At 52.7% G+C, this 17,936-nt stretch carries 18 protein-coding genes; 4 read left to right on the forward strand and 14 right to left on the reverse strand.

Annotated elements, in window-relative coordinates:
* Positions 1–143 precede the first annotated feature (143 nt).
* On the forward strand, positions 144–905 hold the full coding sequence (locus J2Z18_RS03205; RefSeq protein WP_007132472.1) for a DeoR/GlpR family DNA-binding transcription regulator: 762 nt from the start codon (positions 144–146) through the stop codon (positions 903–905).
* A 284-nt stretch (positions 906–1,189) separates the two neighbouring features.
* On the opposite strand, the gene J2Z18_RS03210 is transcribed toward J2Z18_RS03205, so the two are convergent.
* Entirely contained in the window at positions 1,190–2,227 is a 1,038-nt protein-coding gene (locus tag J2Z18_RS03210) for a lytic polysaccharide monooxygenase (protein WP_007132473.1), read from the reverse strand.
* Between the two features lie 447 nt (positions 2,228–2,674).
* Complete coding sequence (locus J2Z18_RS03215) at positions 2,675–2,974, reverse strand: hypothetical protein (protein ID WP_007132474.1); 300 nt, start codon at positions 2,972–2,974, stop codon at positions 2,675–2,677.
* Between the two features lie 208 nt (positions 2,975–3,182).
* Here J2Z18_RS03215 and J2Z18_RS03220 point away from each other — a divergent pair, with 208 nt between their 5' ends.
* From J2Z18_RS03220 to J2Z18_RS03230, 3 genes are all read left to right on the forward strand, one after another.
* Positions 3,183–4,598: an NAD-dependent malic enzyme gene (locus tag J2Z18_RS03220; protein WP_007132475.1), complete on the forward strand. Its 1,416-nt coding sequence runs from the start codon at positions 3,183–3,185 to the stop codon at positions 4,596–4,598.
* Positions 4,591–5,196, forward strand: coding sequence for a class I SAM-dependent methyltransferase (locus tag J2Z18_RS03225; RefSeq protein ID WP_028407392.1), 606 nt, complete (start codon positions 4,591–4,593; stop codon positions 5,194–5,196). The genes J2Z18_RS03220 and J2Z18_RS03225 overlap by 8 nt, the downstream gene beginning before the upstream one ends.
* Positions 5,197–5,326: 130 nt before the next feature.
* Positions 5,327–5,845: a DinB family protein gene (locus tag J2Z18_RS03230; protein ID WP_210094184.1), complete on the forward strand. Its 519-nt coding sequence runs from the start codon at positions 5,327–5,329 to the stop codon at positions 5,843–5,845.
* A 94-nt stretch (positions 5,846–5,939) separates the two neighbouring features.
* On the opposite strand, the gene J2Z18_RS03235 is transcribed toward J2Z18_RS03230, so the two are convergent.
* The 12 genes from J2Z18_RS03235 to J2Z18_RS03290 all read right to left on the reverse strand — a co-directional run bounded on the left by J2Z18_RS03235 (position 5,940) and on the right by J2Z18_RS03290 (position 17,902).
* On the reverse strand, positions 5,940–7,244 hold the full coding sequence (locus J2Z18_RS03235) for an LLM class flavin-dependent oxidoreductase (RefSeq protein WP_028407390.1): 1,305 nt from the start codon (positions 7,242–7,244) through the stop codon (positions 5,940–5,942).
* 50 nt (positions 7,245–7,294) lie between these two features.
* Positions 7,295–7,888: a DUF4825 domain-containing protein gene (locus J2Z18_RS03240; protein ID WP_144867678.1), complete on the reverse strand. Its 594-nt coding sequence runs from the start codon at positions 7,886–7,888 to the stop codon at positions 7,295–7,297.
* A complete protein-coding gene (locus J2Z18_RS03245) occupies positions 7,885–8,568 on the reverse strand; it encodes a permease prefix domain 1-containing protein (protein ID WP_232239456.1) in 684 nt (227 codons plus the stop codon). Before J2Z18_RS03245 ends, J2Z18_RS03240 begins: the two co-directional genes overlap by 4 nt.
* The gene (locus J2Z18_RS03250) at positions 8,555–8,917 is read right to left on the reverse strand and encodes a PadR family transcriptional regulator (protein ID WP_028407387.1); all 363 of its coding nucleotides are present in this window, start codon (positions 8,915–8,917) and stop codon (positions 8,555–8,557) included. The genes J2Z18_RS03245 and J2Z18_RS03250 overlap by 14 nt, the downstream gene beginning before the upstream one ends.
* Before the next feature lie 222 nt (positions 8,918–9,139).
* A complete protein-coding gene (locus J2Z18_RS03255; RefSeq protein WP_210094185.1) occupies positions 9,140–10,207 on the reverse strand; it encodes an anti-sigma factor C-terminal domain-containing protein in 1,068 nt (355 codons plus the stop codon).
* A gap of 154 nt (positions 10,208–10,361) precedes the next feature.
* Entirely contained in the window at positions 10,362–11,774 is a 1,413-nt protein-coding gene (locus tag J2Z18_RS03260) for an alanine/glycine:cation symporter family protein (RefSeq protein WP_210094186.1), read from the reverse strand.
* Between the two features lie 269 nt (positions 11,775–12,043).
* Positions 12,044–12,808: a MerR family transcriptional regulator gene (locus J2Z18_RS03265; protein WP_028407384.1), complete on the reverse strand. Its 765-nt coding sequence runs from the start codon at positions 12,806–12,808 to the stop codon at positions 12,044–12,046.
* A 185-nt stretch (positions 12,809–12,993) separates the two neighbouring features.
* Positions 12,994–13,779, reverse strand: a complete 786-nt coding sequence (locus J2Z18_RS03270) for a hypothetical protein (RefSeq protein WP_210094187.1) — start codon at positions 13,777–13,779, stop codon at positions 12,994–12,996.
* A 211-nt stretch (positions 13,780–13,990) separates the two neighbouring features.
* Positions 13,991–14,659, reverse strand: a complete 669-nt coding sequence (locus tag J2Z18_RS03275; protein WP_210094188.1) for a hypothetical protein — start codon at positions 14,657–14,659, stop codon at positions 13,991–13,993.
* A 369-nt stretch (positions 14,660–15,028) separates the two neighbouring features.
* Positions 15,029–16,228 (reverse strand): acyl-CoA dehydrogenase family protein, encoded by a 1,200-nt coding sequence (locus J2Z18_RS03280; RefSeq protein WP_028407381.1) that lies wholly within the window; start codon positions 16,226–16,228, stop codon positions 15,029–15,031.
* Between the two features lie 87 nt (positions 16,229–16,315).
* Positions 16,316–17,242 carry a bifunctional helix-turn-helix transcriptional regulator/GNAT family N-acetyltransferase gene (locus J2Z18_RS03285; protein WP_007132490.1) on the reverse strand — a complete coding sequence of 309 codons (927 nt, stop codon included), beginning with the start codon at positions 17,240–17,242 and terminating at the stop codon, positions 16,316–16,318.
* Between the two features lie 162 nt (positions 17,243–17,404).
* Positions 17,405–17,902 (reverse strand): pyridoxamine 5'-phosphate oxidase family protein, encoded by a 498-nt coding sequence (locus J2Z18_RS03290; RefSeq protein WP_007132491.1) that lies wholly within the window; start codon positions 17,900–17,902, stop codon positions 17,405–17,407.
* Positions 17,903–17,936 lie beyond the last annotated feature (34 nt).

Raw genomic sequence — 17,936 nt, forward strand, 5'->3', positions numbered from 1 at the left:
CTCCTGCAGTTTTAACATTGGCTTAACGTTAGAAGGGTACAATGAGAGGGGACTAAAACGGTGAGCATAAAAGAGCAATAATGCGCATTGTATATAAAAATGCCGTGAGCCTATGCTCGATTCAGGAAGGGAGATATGATTGGTTGCTGGCACATGAAAGAAAGCGAAGAATCATTGATTATGTAAGGCAATATCGAACGGCTACGGTCGCCCAGCTTGCGCAGGAATTCGGCGTTCATACCGCAACCATCCGCCGGGACCTGGCGGAGATTGAACAGGAAGGCGCCCTGAAGCGCACTCATGGCGGGGTCATCATGGAGCAGTGGACGCGGAACGAACCGTCCTTTAATGAACGTGCCAACGTTCACCGTGAGGAGAAAATCCGAATTGGCCAGCTGGCGGCCTCCCTTGTCGAAGACGGGGAGAATATCATTATCGATTCGGGTACAACCACCCTCCATATCGCCACCCATTTGATTCACCGGTCCGACATTACCGTTATAACCAACGATATGAACGTAGCCGTTGAGCTGCGGGATGCTCCAGGCATTAAGGTCATTCTGACCGGCGGGGAGTTGTACCCCTCCAGTTATATGCTGAACGGGATGTTTACTGATCATGTGCTTGGCTCGCTGCATGTGGAAAAGGCCTTCATCGGAACGCCTGCCTTGCATCCGCAGCATGGGCTGATGCACCCGGAAGCGCTGCTTGTCCCGGCCAAACAGGGCATGATCCGCGCCGCAGGCGAAATCGTCGTTGTTACCGACCATTCCAAGATCGGAAAGCTGTCCCTGCATACCGTAGCCCCAAACAGCGCTATTCACACCCTCGTCACGGGAACCGAAGCGTCCGATGCCGATATTCGGCCGTTCCAGGAACGGGGCATCACGGTGTACCGGGCGTAAGGGGATTAGACTTAAGGCAACGGCCTATCTTGACTGCTCGATGAAAATACAAGAAGGGACCCTGCGGGAGGCCCCTTCTTGTTTCATTATTGTCGCATGGAACGTCCCGAAATGTGTTATGTATGAATCGTTCCTCCCATCGAAGATGGAACGCTAGGGAGTCCTAACGCTTTCGCTTTTCATCACAATCCATAAAAAAAGACTGTCCCGCAGTAGAGAAATCTACTTAAGGACAGTTCATTATTCATTCACATTAGAGAATCCTTGATAATCGAAGGAAATGCTTATGGGAGAAGCTTCCACACTTCGGCAGATCCCGGAGTCTCACCAAGCGTCCACCATCTTGCTTCATAGTTCTTCCCGTTGTACGAAACCTTGTCGCCGCCCAGATACACGGTGCTTGCGCTCCAAGCAGGGTAGGTCGCGGAGCTGCCGGACGTCGACACCGAGAGCGGTGCAGATGCCGCGGATTTGCTGCCGTTGCTGCTGACAGCGACCACGGTGTACGTGTAGGACGTTCCAGCCGTCAGGCCCGTATCATTATAAGAGGTTGTTGCGGATGTACCCACAAGGGTTCCATTACGATAAACCTCGTAGCTGGAAGCTCCTGTCGAAGCTGTCCAAGCCAGGGAAACGCTGCTGCTTGTTTGGGATGGAGAGGTCAGACCTGTCGGAGCTGGTACGCTCGGGTTCGGGTTACCGTTACCGCCGCCAAAGTCGACATCGATGACGTTGTAGAATGCATTCGCCGTATCAGCTACTTCCCATACAGCCAGAATGACGTGATATCCGGATTTTGCCGGAACGTTACAGGTTGATGTGTAATCGGTTGGCGGTTTTACGCCTCCGTAGTTAATCGAGCAGAACGGCGTCAGATCGAAGGAAGCTCTGCTCAGTGGAGCATTTTGATCCCAGCCGTCCTTCGTAATGTAGTACTTCCAGCTTGCCGACGCATGCGGAGCTGTCAAATGCCATTTGAACGTCGTCGTTCCTGGAGAAATGCTGACTTTGCTCCAGCGTGTAGCGGACTGCTCGTCAAGCTTAGGGAATGCGCCGCCTGCACTTGCAATCTTGCCGTCGGCAGGACCTGCTGCCGGCCAGCCTTTAGGAGCTTCCAAGCTCTGCGGCTCGTAAACGATCGCGCCGCAATCGGAGTTAACCCCTTGCTTACACAGAAGCGCGCGGCTCGCCGGGGATTCAACATATCCGTGGGCAAACGCCTTATCCGCAAATAAAACCATGAATAAAGCCATCAACAGCATCGTGGAGCCTGCAATGATTACATGCTTGAGCCAAGATTTGTTCGGCAAACTTAATGTCATACAATGTTCCTCCTTTTAATTGTAAAATTCAAACAACTGCCGCAAGCGATTGTCGTTTACCTCTTCCTTGGCACCCCTCCTTTGTTCGTAGCTCCGAGCCCAGAGCCGTCACCTAAGTTCTGTCAAGCTTGGAAGAATCATTATAATGTCCAAGCTTTACCATCCCTATCATCATTTTAATGGATCTGCTTCCGGTATCCCATAATAGAAAACAACGATTTTTTACACAATCCAATGGGAATTGGATAATATTGTATCCCACATTAGACAAACTTAGCTCGTCCACGACAACAGCTGACAGGTTAGCAAGCAAGTGCGCGCGATCCCAGCTTCCGTTTTTCGCGTTGTAAATCAAAAAAAGAACTGCCCATAGTAGAAAAATCTACTTATGAAACAGTTCTCTCGTACGCTTGCCTTGCCGGAAGCGAGCCAGCCGTCTTCAGAAGATCACTCAACGCCATCCTTGAAGTTCTTCTCGTACCGCTTATCCCCTTTGTGCTCCAGGTCTTCGATCGTCATCTCCAGCGTGTGCACGATCAGCTCCTTCACCTGGTTAAGGGTATCAAAATAGACACTCTCTTCGGAGCCGACGATCCGTACCCCGCTGAGCGCTTGAACCGCTTGGTACCTTCGGTGCTCTTCAGCCAGATCGTCCACGGCCTGAAGCGTATGCTTCATTTGAAGAAACAGGTCTTTATGGTGCTTGCTCTCCAGGCGTTTCTCGAGTTCCTCGATTCGGGCATTCATCGTCTTCTCTCCTTCACCGTATAATGATTTGGATCCAATCCCCGTATACGCTGCTCCCTGCCATTAATTTCTTTATGCGGATCCGGGATTGTTCGATCCGGGAAACAGGAAATTGACCAGCGTTTAGCGAAAGATCTTATTGTTAACATTATACACCGTTACACCCACTAACAATCATGTCAATGATTAAACACACATGGAGGTAGCAATGGAAAAAAACGGACTCGGAGGAAAGAGCATTATTCTCAGACTGGAAATGAACACGCAGGACATCAAATTCGGCCAGGTTGCATCCGCAATTTTCGAAGCCGGGGGAGATATGGTGGCCATCGACGTCATCCAGTCCAGCGGCCATATCACCGTCCGCGATATTACGATTACGGTTACTGACAGCGTCGACATCGGCAAGATCACGCATACCGTCAAAAATTTGAAGGGCGTTAAACTCGTCAACGTATCCGACCGCACATTCCTTATGCATCTCGGCGGCAAGATCGAGACACAGCCCAAAGTTCCAATCCAGAACCGCGATGATCTCTCCCGAGTCTATACGCCAGATGTCGCCCGTGTCTGCGCAGCCATACAGGAAGACCCCAAGAAGGCCTATACCCTGACAATCAAAAGAAACACGGTCGCCGTCATTTCCGATGGAAGCGCTGTACTCGGACTCGGCAATATCGGTCCTTATGCAGCGATGCCGGTCATGGAAGGCAAGTCCATGCTGTTCAAGCAGCTGGCGGGCGTGGATTCGTTCCCGATCTGTCTGGACACCCAGGATACCGAGGAGATCATCTCCTGCATCAAAGCATTGGCACCTGCCTTCGGGGGCATCAATCTGGAGGACATTTCGTCTCCGCGCTGTTTTGAAATCGAGCAGCGGCTGCGGGATGAGCTCGATATCCCCGTGTTCCATGACGATCAGCACGGCACAGCCGTCGTATTATATGCGGCGCTCATCAATGCCTTGAAAATCGTCGGAAAATCGATTGATCAGATCAAGGTGGTCGTCTGCGGAATCGGTGCCGCCGGGGTCGCTTGCAGTAAAATTCTCCTCTCGGCCGGAGTCAAAAATCTCATCGGCGTCGACCGCGAAGGGGCACTAGTTGCCGGTGGCAATTACAACAATTCGATGTGGCAGTGGTATGCGGAGCATACGAATCCGGACAAGGTGCAAGGCTCGCTGCAGGAAGTCATTCGCGGTGCCGACGTGTTCATCGGATTGTCTGCAGGCGGCCTGCTCCGCCGCGAGGACGTACTGGCGATGGCCGACGACCCGATCGTCTTCGCCATGGCCAATCCAACGCCGGAGATCCGGCCCGAAGAGGTGGAAGACATCGTTGGCGTCATCGCTACCGGACGCTCGGATTATCCGAACCAAATCAACAACGTGCTTTGCTTTCCGGGAATTTTCCGCGCGGCGCTCGACTGCAGAGCGACCACGATTAACGAGGAAATGAAGCTTGCAGCAGCGGAGGCTATCGCGTCGGCTGTACCGGATGATGAACGGAACCCTTCCTACATTATTCCGAGCGTATTCAATCAAAACGTCGTAAAGGCTATCCGTGAGCTTGTTGTAAAGGCTGCGATCAAAACCGGCGTAGCACGGAGAATTCCGCGTGAATAAAGGGGCGCTGATTCGGAAGTTCAACAAGCAAGCCGCCATGTACGAAAGAAACTCCAGGCAGCGTTATATCGGGAGATGGCGGCAGCGGCTGCTTCAGGACGTCTCAGGACAAGTGCTTGAGGTCGCCGTCGGTGCCGGTGCGAACCTTCCGTTCTATCAGCGGGACAAGGTCGAGTTGACCGCGGTCGACTTCTCGCCGGAAATGCTGAGCCGCGCGCGGCAATTTGCGGTGGAGCTTGGCATTCATGCGACTTTTCTTGAGCATGATATCGAGACGCTGGAGCTTCCGGAGCGGTCTTTTGACTGCGTGGTGTCCACGCTGTCGCTATGCGGCTACGAGGATCCCTTGGAAGCATTGCGCCGCATGAACCGCTGGGCCAAACCCGGCGGCCGCGTCTATCTGCTGGAGCATGGGGTCAGCGCCAACCGGCTTATCGGCCTCGCCCAGCATCTGGCCAATCCTGCAGCCCGGCGGATATCCGGCTGTCACTTCAACCGCGATATCCTTCGCATCGTGAAGGACTCACCGCTGAAGGTGCTTCGATCCGAACGCTATTGGAACGGCATCGTCCACTTGATCTGGGCGCATGCAACCTAATGGCGTACTGATCATTCAGGCGCTTGATTGAGCATAACATAAGCCTTCCTAACGAATCATCATTCTGGCGGCTCTGTCTGCATATGAGTCTATGTATGAGACAGTAAATTCTTAAATCGGGGGAATCGTTATGAATACAAGACCGGATCCAACAGAATATTTGCCTTTGGCTGAGAAGTACATCAGCCTGGTGCCTGACGGAAACATAGTGGATGTGCTGCAGGAGCTGCATGACGATACATTAAAGACGCTGGGCGATCTAACGGAGGAGCAAGCAGAGTACCGGTATGCCGAGGGAAAATGGAGCTTGAAGCAGGTGATGGGCCACATCGCGGATGGGGAGCGTCTATGGAGTTATCGTCTGCTTCATATAGCCCGCGGGGACGCCCGGGAGTTTTCCGGCTATGACCGGGAGGCATTCGTTCAAAACTCGCCCTTTGCCAGCTTGCCGCTGAAGGAAGTGCTGCGGGATTACTCCGCGGTCAGGATGTCGACATTAACGCTCGTGGGAAGCCTGACGGAGAAGGGGATGCTTGCGCAAGGCAGCTTTAACAACTACCCCCTCTCCGCCCGAGCCGCCGCTTTTATCATTGCCGGTCACGAAATTCACCATATGAATTTGATTCGCGATAAATATTTAAGGTCATGAATGAAAAAGGGCATCGGCACTGGAATCGCCAACATTCCGGTACTGGATGCCCTTTTTTATAAGGATGTACAGGTCAACCCGATCGGTCTTCCGCTTATCTAAGTCTGATCCCCAGATGCTCTCTCAATGTGCGCCCCGAATATTCTGAACGAAATATTCCCCTTTGCTGCAGCAAAGGCACCACCGAATCCACGAATCGCTCCAGCCCGCTTGGCAATAAAGGCGCCATAACATTAAAGCCGTCGCAGGCTCCGCTCCTGAACCAGTCCTCGATCATATCCGCGATCTGATCAGGACTTCCGGTAACGGTCATATGGCCTCGTGCCACAGCATAATGCCGTCCCAGCTCCTGAACGCTCATTCCGCTTCGCTTAGCCGTCTCTATAATCATGACCGCCCGGCTGCTGTTCCCTTCCTTGGGGAGATCCGGTAACGGCCCATCGGCCGGGTATCCGCTCAGATCCGTATTCAATAGCTGTGACAGATATTTAACCGCAGCCTCCGGCAAAATAAGCTCGCTCCACATCTGCCTGGATTCGCGGGCTTCCTCCTCGCTCTCCCCGAGGAATACGAGCAGGCCCGGCATTACTTTTACATCATCCGGTTCACGCCCATATTCGGTCAGCAGGCTCTTAAACCGTTGATAGTACCTGATGGCCTCCGCCTTATCCTCGCATGCCGTAAATACAACATCCGCCGTTCGCGCAGCCAGCCGTTGTCCGGCGGCCGAGGTGCCTGCCTCGATAATCACGGGTCTGCCTTGCGGCGATCTTGGCATGTTCAACGGCCCTTCGATGCGAAAATATTCCCCTTGGTGATGAACCCGGTGGATTTTATCCGTATCGGCAAACACGATTCCTTCCCGATCCACAACTACAGCATCTTCCTCCCAGCTGTCCCACAGGCCGGTAACCGCCCGCATGAATTCTTCCGCCCGTTCATACCGCTTCCCATGCTCCAGCAATGCAGCTGATCCGAAATTCCGCGCTTCCGCATCCTTGGTGGAGGTGACAACATTCCAAGCTGCCCTGCCACCGCTAATATGGTCCAGCGTTGAGAGCCTTCTGGCCAAGCTATAGGGCTCGTTGAAGGTGGTTGAAGCGGTCCCCGTCAGGCCGATATGTGAGGTCACGCCCGCCAAAGCGCTCAGCATCGTCAAGGCTTCAGGCTGAAGAAAGCTGACATTGGTTCTTAAATCCCCTATTAAAGGAATCGAGTTGTTGTCCGCAAGGAATATCATATCAAATTTTCCGCGCTCAGCGGCAAGAGCGCAATCTTTGTAAAAGGCTAAATCGATCGGCCGGACTTTCGACGACTCCGGATGACGCCATGCCGCGATATGATGACCGTAATTCATCAGAAAAGCACCGAGACTCAATCGTCTCTCCTGTTGGCTCATCGTTATTCCTCCATACATTCAGACACTGTGAACTGAGGTCTTACACACTTCTATATCGATGATCTATCCTTCTTTTGCGAACTTGGTCTCACAACACTCGTGACAAAGTCGGTAACTTGGTCTTCATCAGCTATGCGGGATTGGACGTGGGTCCTCCACAAATCGATATCGCGCAGAAGCGCAACGCTTCCTACTTCCCGGTACCATGTCTCAACCTCATCCCGCCGAATCGTAAAGCTTTGATCTTCAAAAGTGAATATCAGCTCCTCGAGGTTATCGATCAATGCAAAATTCGCCGTTGAATTATACATGAACAATGCATTCAGCTTATCAGGGGCAAGCTCCCCTGCTCTAGCCTGATACAGAATCTCGGCTGTCAGCCGGTCAGGGTACATCTGAAAGGTTCTTCCGATGCTGCGAAAAGGCAGGGATGCGTTCAGATTGGCGAAGTTCGCCGCATTCCCCATATACTTGTTCGAATACGGTATCGATTGACGGATGTCATGCGTTAACGGATCGTTTTGCTCAGCCTCGTATCGAACCGCCTGCGCATTCGCCCTGGGCTTGATGAAGCCTTCCAACGCGAAGAGGCCGCTGATGCCGATCATCAACAGTACAACGATCCATACATTTTTTCTGCTCATGCTTCCTTCACCTCATGTTTGTCGGTTAATCTGGAGGCCCGATGAACCAGCATCGGGACGATCACCGATGTCAAGGGAAGGGCAAGCTGCATTGCGAGGACATACAGCGAATAGGGCCCATCTACCTTAAGGGGACGGCCAAACCAAATATCACTGCCGAAATGCAAAATAAACGTATACGCGGTAACGACGACCATGAATATCCCCCAGATCGCCCACGCCGTCTTGGGCCAGTGCGACCGTCCGGCCGAATGGACGACAGCCGTTTGCGTGTCATCTCGTTTTAGATGCGAGGACACGACTAAAAACATGATGCCGGCAAGGGCGGCCAAGCACAGCAGAAGGGAATTAATCATCACCCCGCTAGGCATAATCCGTGCAGGCAGAGTCAGTATCCATGCCAGCAGAATATAGATCAAGGCACTTTGCAGAAGCTCATAACGATAACGGGTAACATACATCCTCGGGTTGTCATCGAGCAGGTCATCGATTCCCTCGATGCCATCGATCGCTAAACGGATTGCCGCTTGACGGTCCATTCCATGAGCCATCTCATCGGCAACCTTTGCCTCCAGATTACTAAGAATCTCCTGCTTCAGCTCCAGCGTCTCCCTTGTCTTCCGATGATTCGCAAATAACCGATTAACGTAAACCTCCAATTCATGTTCATTCGACATCATGATCCAGCTCCTCTCCATATCCGATCAAGTCATCGATAACGACCCGCGCAGCCTTCCATTCACTCCTGTTTCTTAAAAAACGCTCACGCCCTTGCGGTGTAAGATGGTAATATTTCCGTCGTCCTCCTTGGGTCTCCTCCCCCCAATACGAGCGTATAAGCTCCTGCTTCTCTAGCCTTCGCAGACTGGAGTACAGCGTTGGCTCCTTAAGCTCGAATCGTTGGCCGCTTCGCCTTGCAATTTCTTTAATGATTTGATACCCGTAATTATCTCCGTCCATGAGCACGCGAAGAATAAACGTGTCGATGTTTCCCCGTATCAAATCGCTGTTATGTAATGATTCAAGCAACGTTTCCGAAGCCTCCTCTGACGGAAAGAATGGGATTAATATAACACAAATTACTATGTGTGTCAAAGTAATATCAAAGACATAATAATTCCTGATTCATGCTTCCGCTGAATGCTGGGACAGAAAAAAGGGGCTGCCGCCGTCCTAGTAGACGCTCTTGCGGCAGACCCTTCGATTCTCTTATTAACATGCTGTCTTTCTCTTCCATTTTGCCGTTGCTCGTTAATCCCAGTTCCATACCTCGATGCGGCCCAGCCGGAATTCGCGAAACTCCGGACGCTCTTTAAGCCGCTGCAGCTCCTTCACCGGTCCCGTGACCGTTGCCCCGTACACCTGAACCCCGTTTTTCTGAATATAGGCAAGCCGCTGTTTATCCTCATCCTCCCCGTTATACGAAGCATTGTTGATCATCCATTCGATGTCCGACTTCATATGCTCCACATGCTCGGGCATATTGTGTTGATCTTCTTCCGGCTTAAAATAAAACTGCCACATGGATAGACTGTTATCCTCCCTGAAGCCGTATCTGGGCTTTAGCGACAAATGCGAAACATAGTAATCCTTGCTGTCGCCCAGCGAATAACCAACCTCAAACTCTTTAAGCTCCCCTGCATATACCGGCATCCCCGTTATGGCAAGATCGTAATCCGCAAGAAGCTTGTGCAGCTCCTCCGGCGGCATTAAAGTTTTCGTTGAGAATGACAGCTGCGCAACATGACCTTCTCCGACCTGATCCAGAAGTTTAAGATCGCTTTCCGTCTTCGGGTTTGCCTCTATCGTCTCCTCAAACATAACCGAATAGGGGAGGATAAAAGCAGGCCGATCATCCTGATTAAGATAGGGACTTGTTCTCTCGACCGAATAGGTCAGCTTGCCGGAGATGGTTAGTTTCGCGTGAACCTCTCCGGTGATCACCTGCCATTTGCCCACATCCCGATACAGTTTCAGCGTTGTTTTTTGGGTGAGGAACGGGGTAACCTCAATATTCGGAAAGGCCGGCTTCTCCACCCGAAGGCCATCCTCGTGAAGCTCAATAACCGATAGGACTGCCCGGTTAAATTGCTCACTTCTCCCTGATCTGTCCAAGTAAATATGAATAGCCGAAATATAAATGCTATAAAGCAATAACAACAGGATAGCTGCGCCAAGCACGTTCGTCAGAAACTTCACCCTTGTCGGCCAAATCATGCGGTTACGCCGATCCTTAATCCGTTTTCCGGGCTTCGACTGTCCTTGCTCGTCAACAAAGAGCACCTGCCCCTCCTCATCCGCTCCCTTATGATCGCTCATAAAACACCAGACCTCCCTCCTTCTACTCATATAGACAACGGGAGTATTCACTTAATGTTACGAAAAAACATAAAAAAAAACGCTACGGCTGCAGCTTCCCGCTGCAAACCGTAACGATTTAATGCTGAATTTTATATAAAATGAGTACATCCGTTCAAAGCGAACCGGGCTTTCCATCCCAGCACTCCACATCTTCCAATCCCTTGATGCTCGCTTTGGTAAAGACCGGATCCAGCCCTTCCCGCCGCTGCTTCAAGTAATCCTTCAAGGCGGCAAAAGCCACCTTGGAAAGCAGCGTTATCGCAATCAGGTTTACAATAGCCATCAGCCCCATGAACAAATCGGCAAGATCCCATACCAGCTTGACGCTGGTAACGGAGCCAAAGATCACCATGGCCAGCACACAGGCACGATAGAGCCATATCCAGGCCCGATTCGATTTCAAAAATTCGATATTGGTTTCGCCATAATAATAATTGCCCAGAAGCGTGCTGAACGCAAACAGGAAAATCATGATCGCCAGAAAATCCGACGCCCATGCCCCCATCTCCATGCCGAGCGCCGCTTGGGTCAGGGCAACGCCATCCAGCCCGGTCTCTTTATATGCGCCCGTAAACAAGATGATGAATGCCGTGCTTGTGCAGATAACGAGCGTATCGATCAGCACGCCAAGTGATTGCACGAGCCCCTGCTTCGCAGGATGGCTCGTCGTTGCGGTTGCGGCAGCGTTCGGGGCGCTACCCATCCCCGCTTCATTGGAGAACAATCCCCTTTTGATGCCGTTCATTAGGGCCGCCCCGAGGGTGCCGCCTGCAATCTGCTCATAACCGAACGCGCCTTTCACAATCAGCGTGAGCACCTCCGGCAGCTTCGTAATGTTGGCCAGAATGATATACAGCGCGGCACCGACATACAGAACAGCCAGCACGACGACGATCAGCTCCGACATTTTCGCAATTCTCTTCACACCCCCAAAAATAATAACGGCGAAGATGGCAGCCATCACAAGGCCCACCGTTAAACGGCTCGAGCCGAATGAATTTTCAAAGGCGATCGTGATCGTATTCGACTGAACGGCATTAAACACCAATCCGAAGGATAATGTGATCAGCACAGCAAACAATGCGCCCATCCAGCGCTTCTTCAGGCCTTGCTGAATGTAGTACGCCGGACCGCCGCGGAAGCCTCCTGCGCCGTCCTTTATCTTATAAATCTGCGCCAAAGTGCTTTCAATAAAGCTGGAAGCCGCTCCGATAATGGCAATGATCCACATCCAGAACACGGCGCCCGGCCCTCCGAGCGATATCGCGATCGCAACCCCCGTAATATTTCCGGTTCCGACCCGCGCCGCCATACTGATGGCAAATGCTTGGAAGGGAGAGATGCTTCCTTTGGCTTTCGGTTTGGATTCCCGGATCACCCGGAACATTTCACCCAGCAGACGGAACTGCAAAAACTTGGTGCCGAACGTAAAATACAGCCCTCCGGCAATAAGCAATACAATGAGCAGCTTGGACCACAGAAAATCATTGATGATGTCCACCGCATGTTGAATAAACAGCTCCATAATTCCCCCCGTTTTATATGAGATAAACACCGATTGGTGCAGGATTTGTGAAAATTAGTCCAAAGATCATCTAACCATTTTTACCCTGCGGGTGACAAGGAACAGATTGTGGAAATTGGCCGGCCTTTTGAGCCGGGGGATCAGGGGGAATGGAGCCTATGGCACTGTATATCCGGACATAACGAAAACCCCTCTACTGCGGGTTAACCGCACGCAGAGGGGAGATTTTCGAAGCGGATGACTTAGCTTCGTGTCATGGCGATGGGTCCTTAAGATTTCATGCCGGTGTAAATCAAAATCGCATCGCGCAGGAACGCCGCCGTTCCCGGCTGCTTCGCATCATAGTGTGCCGTAAACCGCTCATCATCCACATACATTTGGGCAAGACCCGCATGGGCCTCCTTGCTGTAATCACTCCAATAATACGTGAGCCACTGCTTATGCAAATCCGCCGCACGCTGTGCCAGCTCCCCGGCCGGATCCCCCTGTTTGAACGCTTCGGCAAGCGTTGCATACAGATCGTCAGCCAGACGGGTCACTTCCTCGTACTGCTCCTGCGTCATGCCCTTCAATTTCGCATTGGACCGGTCTACCGTCTCGTCACCATATTTTTCACGGATTTCCTTGCCGTATTGTTGCTCATTGTCGTCAATCATCTTCTGCTTAAAGCCTTCGAATTTCTCTTGATCGCTCATGGTTATTCTCCCTTCAGTGGAGGCAATCGACTTCTCCACATTCGCAATCAGCAGATCGAGCTGCCGTCTCTTGTCAAGAAGCTGCACATGGTGCTCCTTCAGCGCCCGGACCCGGTCAAAGGATGGCGAGGCCATGATCGCCTTAATGTCTTCCAGCTGAAGCCCCAGCTCCCGGTAAAACAAAATCTGCTGCAGCCGGTTCACTTCCTCCTCCCCGTAGATTCGATATCCTGACGAGCTGATTCTGGCCGGCTTCAGAATGCCAATCTCATCATAATATCGGAGCGTCCGGGTGCTGATCCCAGCCAGCCGTCCAAGCTTCTGTACGGTATATTCCATGATTTCACCTCCTGACATCCTAAACTGTACACCTTAACGTAACGTTAAGGTCAACAGGATCATTGCAAAACATTCGCCCAATTCGTAAAAAGAAGACTGCGGGACCCATCGCCCCTGCAGTCTCCAGTATATCCGGTCCCCCCGGCTTGTACATTCCATATCTTAAACCATCCATGAGATCTTAACTATTCGGCGGCTGACTCAGCTTCCGTATCCGTCTTCGATGCATCAGATGGATTCGAATGCGTGCTCTTCTCATGGATCCATTGCTTTAAAGGTTCCGTCAATTGCTCCTTCAGCTTCTGCAGCAGCTCTTCCTCCGTCATGCCTTTAGCGGCCGCCAGCTCGGCCAGCGATTGCCCGCCCTCAAGGCCCGCCTTCAATTCGTCCTCCGTCATCCCGAGCAATGCTGCGATTTCCTCAGGCTTGCCGAACTTTCCAAAGCCGCGGCCACCTTTGCCATGCCCCTTCATCAGAAGCTCTTGCGCACTCCCATCAACCGCTTCCGTTAATCGTTCGTTCAGCCCTTCCTTCAGCTCCGCCGCCTTTGTGTCCGATATGCCGTCCTCGCTTAGACGCTCATCCAGCTTCGCGGATTCCAGCGCGACCAGCTTCTGCACGAAATCGAATTTGGACATGCCGTTATTTTCAGCAATCTCTGCTAATGTGCTGCCAGCTTCGAGCGCTGTCCGGATATCGCTTTCCGTCAAGCCAAGCACCTCAGCCGCCTCCGTCATCAGATGGCCGCCAAACGGACCGCCGCCCCGGATTCCTAAACGCTTCCCATCGCTGCTCTTCACGGCATCCGTGTCCGTCCCGGCGTTTGTGCCTGCCTGTCCAGCTTCTGTTGCGGAAGCCGCTGCGTCTGTGCTTGCGGCGGCGAAGACCTTGCTTTGCAGGTATCCCGCTCCTCCCAGTACCAGAGCTGCCGCCACACTGCTTACCAGCACTTTTTTACTAATCGGATTCATTGCAATCTCTCCTTTTGGGTGATTTAGATTTGCTTACAATCCGAAGTATAGAAGGCGAAGCTGAAACAGGGCTTAGAGCAGCCTTATGCCTGGCTTAGGCCAAGCTGAAGGTTTGCTGAATGCAGCAAGCGGGCAGGTCCTTTACAGGCCACGGAGCCGATCTCTATTGCAAAGAGCCTGATCCCGGGCTTCAGGATCAGGCTCTGCCAGCCTAACGAAAGGACCAAGTGCGAGCATTCATGACTTTGCGAACCGTCAGCCACAAGGTAAGAAGCAATAGCAATTCGAACACGTTCGTCACGACAGAGCTTTCAACCGGGATTGGAATGGCGCTTCCCGCCGCCATCAATATGGTGCCGATGAATAGCAGGGGCGACCGTTCTCTGCGCCATACAGTCACGCCTGCAAGCAGCAGCGGCACAAGGACGATCATGACCATCAGCGGCGGGCCGGACGATTCGGTGGATACGTATCGAAGGGCACCGTATTGATGTGAAGGGGCAAGCGACAGATCCATCGTTACCGTGACAACCTCCAGCACGATGAGAAGGACGGTCACGAGCCAAGCCCCCCAAGCGGCCCCCGGCTTCCGGGCCCAGGCGCTTCCCGACCGCCGGATCAGATCGAAGGACACCAGCGCCAATAAAGGCGTTGCCAAAGCATGCACCCAGTAGCGCGATAGATTCAGCTGCTCAAGCAGCCTCCCTTCTCCGATCCACCTGCCAAGTCCGATAACTCCGTTGTCCCAAACCAGCCCCGCCGTCACCACGAGCAGCAGATACCGCAGCCCGGGCGATGGATCCCGCTTGAACAGCACCAGGCCATAAACGAACAGCGCCATATACAGAGCGGCCAATATCAAGTAGAGTACAGCATCCATACTTGTGTCAGCTCCCTTCCAGTCCATCATCTTTTCGCTTAAGCCTATCGAATTCCGTTACCATTTATACCCTGTAAACCGCCCCGTTAACCGCATCCTCGGGGTTGTTATCGGCTAAGCGGGAAGCGGGCTCTGAGAAATAACGGCTTTATCATCATAATGCCCAATCATTGCCGTCATGCATGTAATAACAAAAAAAGCGCCAGAAGGAGCTCTCCCCCTCTAGCGCTGCATGTTATTCTAATTCTCGCATCACGTTCGGCCTCCGTGGCTGAATACCGTTATATCACGCCAAGCGCCGCGCTCCGGAGCTTAGTACGGTGCTAAATGTGTCTCGCCATAGGCTTCAGATGGTCATTGTCGGCCGGGTCAACCTTGATCCGGCCGTTCCTCCCGCTCTCGAATCGCCTGCTTGGCCAGATTCGTCAGAACCATATCGTCCATCGGCGGATTATGAAGCCCTGCCCGCACGTCCCGGTACATCCGTTCGAGCGGGAGCTTCCGGGACAAGCTGCTTCCGCCGACGATCCGCATCGCCTGATCCACAATGCGGACAGCCGCATTGGTCGCCGTATATTTAGCCAGCCCCAGCTCCGCCTTAAGTGAGGCCCGGTTGTCCGGCTCCCGGTCCCAGCGGTCGGCCACCTGGTACAGATAGGTCCTGGCCGTAATCAAATCGGCCTCGATCAGAGCGATCTGCCTTTGGATATGCGGCAGCTCCGCAATCGGCACCGTCAGCGAATTGGGCCGGTACCGCGCCGCAAAATCTATCGCAAAATTCCGGGCCGCATAAGCGATCCCCAGATAACAAGCCGGAATATGAAGCAGCGTTCCTTCAGTCGGTACGGGAGAGGACGGCATCTCGTAATTCTCGTCCCGAATCACTTCCGAATCCGGTACGAATACGTCCTTCAGGACGACGTCATGACTTCCCGTCGCACGCATGCCCATCGTATCCCAGGTCTCCTCTAGCTCCACGCCGGGACCGCTCCGAACGAGAAACGCCCCCTTACGCTCGCTGCCTTCGATTCCCGCCGTAACGACAAATACCTTTAGAATCGGGCTTAACGTGCTGAAGGTTTTGCGGCCCGTGATGCTCCAGCCTCCATCGACCTTTACCGCCGTCGTCTCGGGCCGGCCTCCCCGGCTCGGGCTTCCGGTAGCCGGCTCGCTGGCCAGCTCATTGATCACGATGCCTTCCTTGACAATCGATTCGCACAGACTTTCAAACAATGCCTCGGGCCATGCCCGGGTCAGACGCTGCTTAAGTATGAGGCTGATATGCCAGCCGACAGCCAGTGCGGTGGAGCCGTCTCCGCGCGCCAGCCGTTCCTGGGCCAGCACCATTTCATAGACGGAGGCTTCCTCTCCGCCAAATCGCTTGGGAACGGTTAGTTTTAAATAGCCTGACGCCTTGAGATCTTCAAAGTTCTCGTACGGAAACGATCCTTCCCGATCATGCTTGGGAGCTCTCTCCGCGAATATGGCGGCCAGCCGGTCGGCCCGCTCCGCAATGTTCGCCTCGCGTTCATTTCGTATGAATGGATCTGCGGCATAAGATCGGTTCAAGCTCGCCCCCTCCTTTTCAATACCGTGTATTCCGGTAGCAATATAGAAATTGTAGCAACCCGGATTTGGGGTGTCAATGAAGGGACGCTATGGCAAGTGAAGCTCGAAGACCTGCTCGACGTGGCTTACGCCCCATGCTTCGTTCGGACGCTCGCCGGTCTTGCGGAAGCCGACGTTCTCGTACATCCGAATCGCATTCTTCTGATCCTCGGTCGTCTCCAGGAACACGTTCCGGTAGCCCTTTTCCCGGCAAAACTTGACGGCCTCGTTCAATAACGTCTTGCCAAGTCCCCTTCCCCTGAAATCGGGGTGCAGGATGAACCATCTGAGCTGCGCTTTGTCCGGCGTATGCCCGACAATGGCGATGGCGCCGACGATGCGGCCGTCCGCCTCCGCCAGCCAGAACCGGTCCTTCTCCCGGTCATAACGTTGGAAGAATTCATGAAAGGTCTTGCAAACATAGCCCTCGAATCCATGATTATAACCGCATTCCTCCGCGTACAGCCAGCCGTGCAGATGGATCAGAACGCCAACGTCCCCCGGTCGCAGCTCGGTGCGGATGACCACGCCCGGGCCGCGATCCTCTTCGCCGGAGAGGGAGCTTTCAATGGCCGTCATGCTCTTGGCAATCAGGCCCTTTCTGTGCTCCGGCAGTCCCTCAATCAACCGGCGGACCTGCTCGTCGGATAGCGCATCAAGCTTGTGCAGCATCTCACGGCCTTGATCGGACAAGTAATGGTAGTAGGACCTGCCGTCTTTATCGGATTGAACGCGGTAGGTCAGCCCGAGCTTATCGAATCGCTTTAAAATGCGGCTTAAATAACCGGCGTCGATGCTCAGCTTGTCGATCAGCATTTTGGCCGTGCAATGCTCCGTATTCTGAATTTCATACAGCACCCTTGCCTCGGAGAGAGAAAAATCGCTGTTCAACAAATGTTGATCGAGAAGTCCGAGCACATTCGTATAAAAACGGTTAAAGCGCCGGATCGTCTGAATGATGGTTGCATCTGACATGATGAGTGAGCCCCTTTCTTTTTATTCGGTTAGCAAAAAATTAACATTTATACTTGACTAAGTCAATTATCAATTTGACACAGTCAACTAAATAAACGACAAAAAGCACGGAATCCGTAAGTTCCGTGCTTTTCCCATGGTGACCCGCTCCAACCACCTTGCCTACTTGTGCAGGTCGACGGTTTTATTCAATTCGGAATCCTCTTCCTGGCGCTGGCCGGTCATTTTCCGGAAGAACGCCTTTACGGTCTTCATTCGGTCTCCCGTTTCCCAGTATTCGGCCGTCTCGGTCCGGATTTTGATCAAGATGATGTTTGGATCATCATAGGTCGTGTCCAGAAATTTTTCGTACATCTTATTCCAAAGCTCTTTCTTCCTGTTCAGATCATCCACGATTTCCGCGGTGCCGCGAATGGACACATACGACTTGCCGACATAAGCGACGTTCACGTTCGGATTCTCCAGGATTTCCTTGTATTTGCTCGTATCCTTCTTGGTCAAGAACCACAGGTCTCCGTCAAATTCGATATCCTGCGTCTGCATCGGCCGGGAATTAATGCCGCCCTCCGATATGGTCGACAGCATGGCGGTTTCAACGTCTTTGATAATATCCTTAACAGTCTCGACCGCTTCTTGGTTGATTACTGCATCCTTCGACATGGTATCACCTCATTCATGTAGTTATGTTGGTCGA

Origin of the sequence: Paenibacillus lactis, assembly GCF_017873605.1 — a bacterium.
Taxonomy (GTDB): domain Bacteria; phylum Bacillota; class Bacilli; order Paenibacillales; family Paenibacillaceae; genus Paenibacillus_AQ; species Paenibacillus_AQ lactis.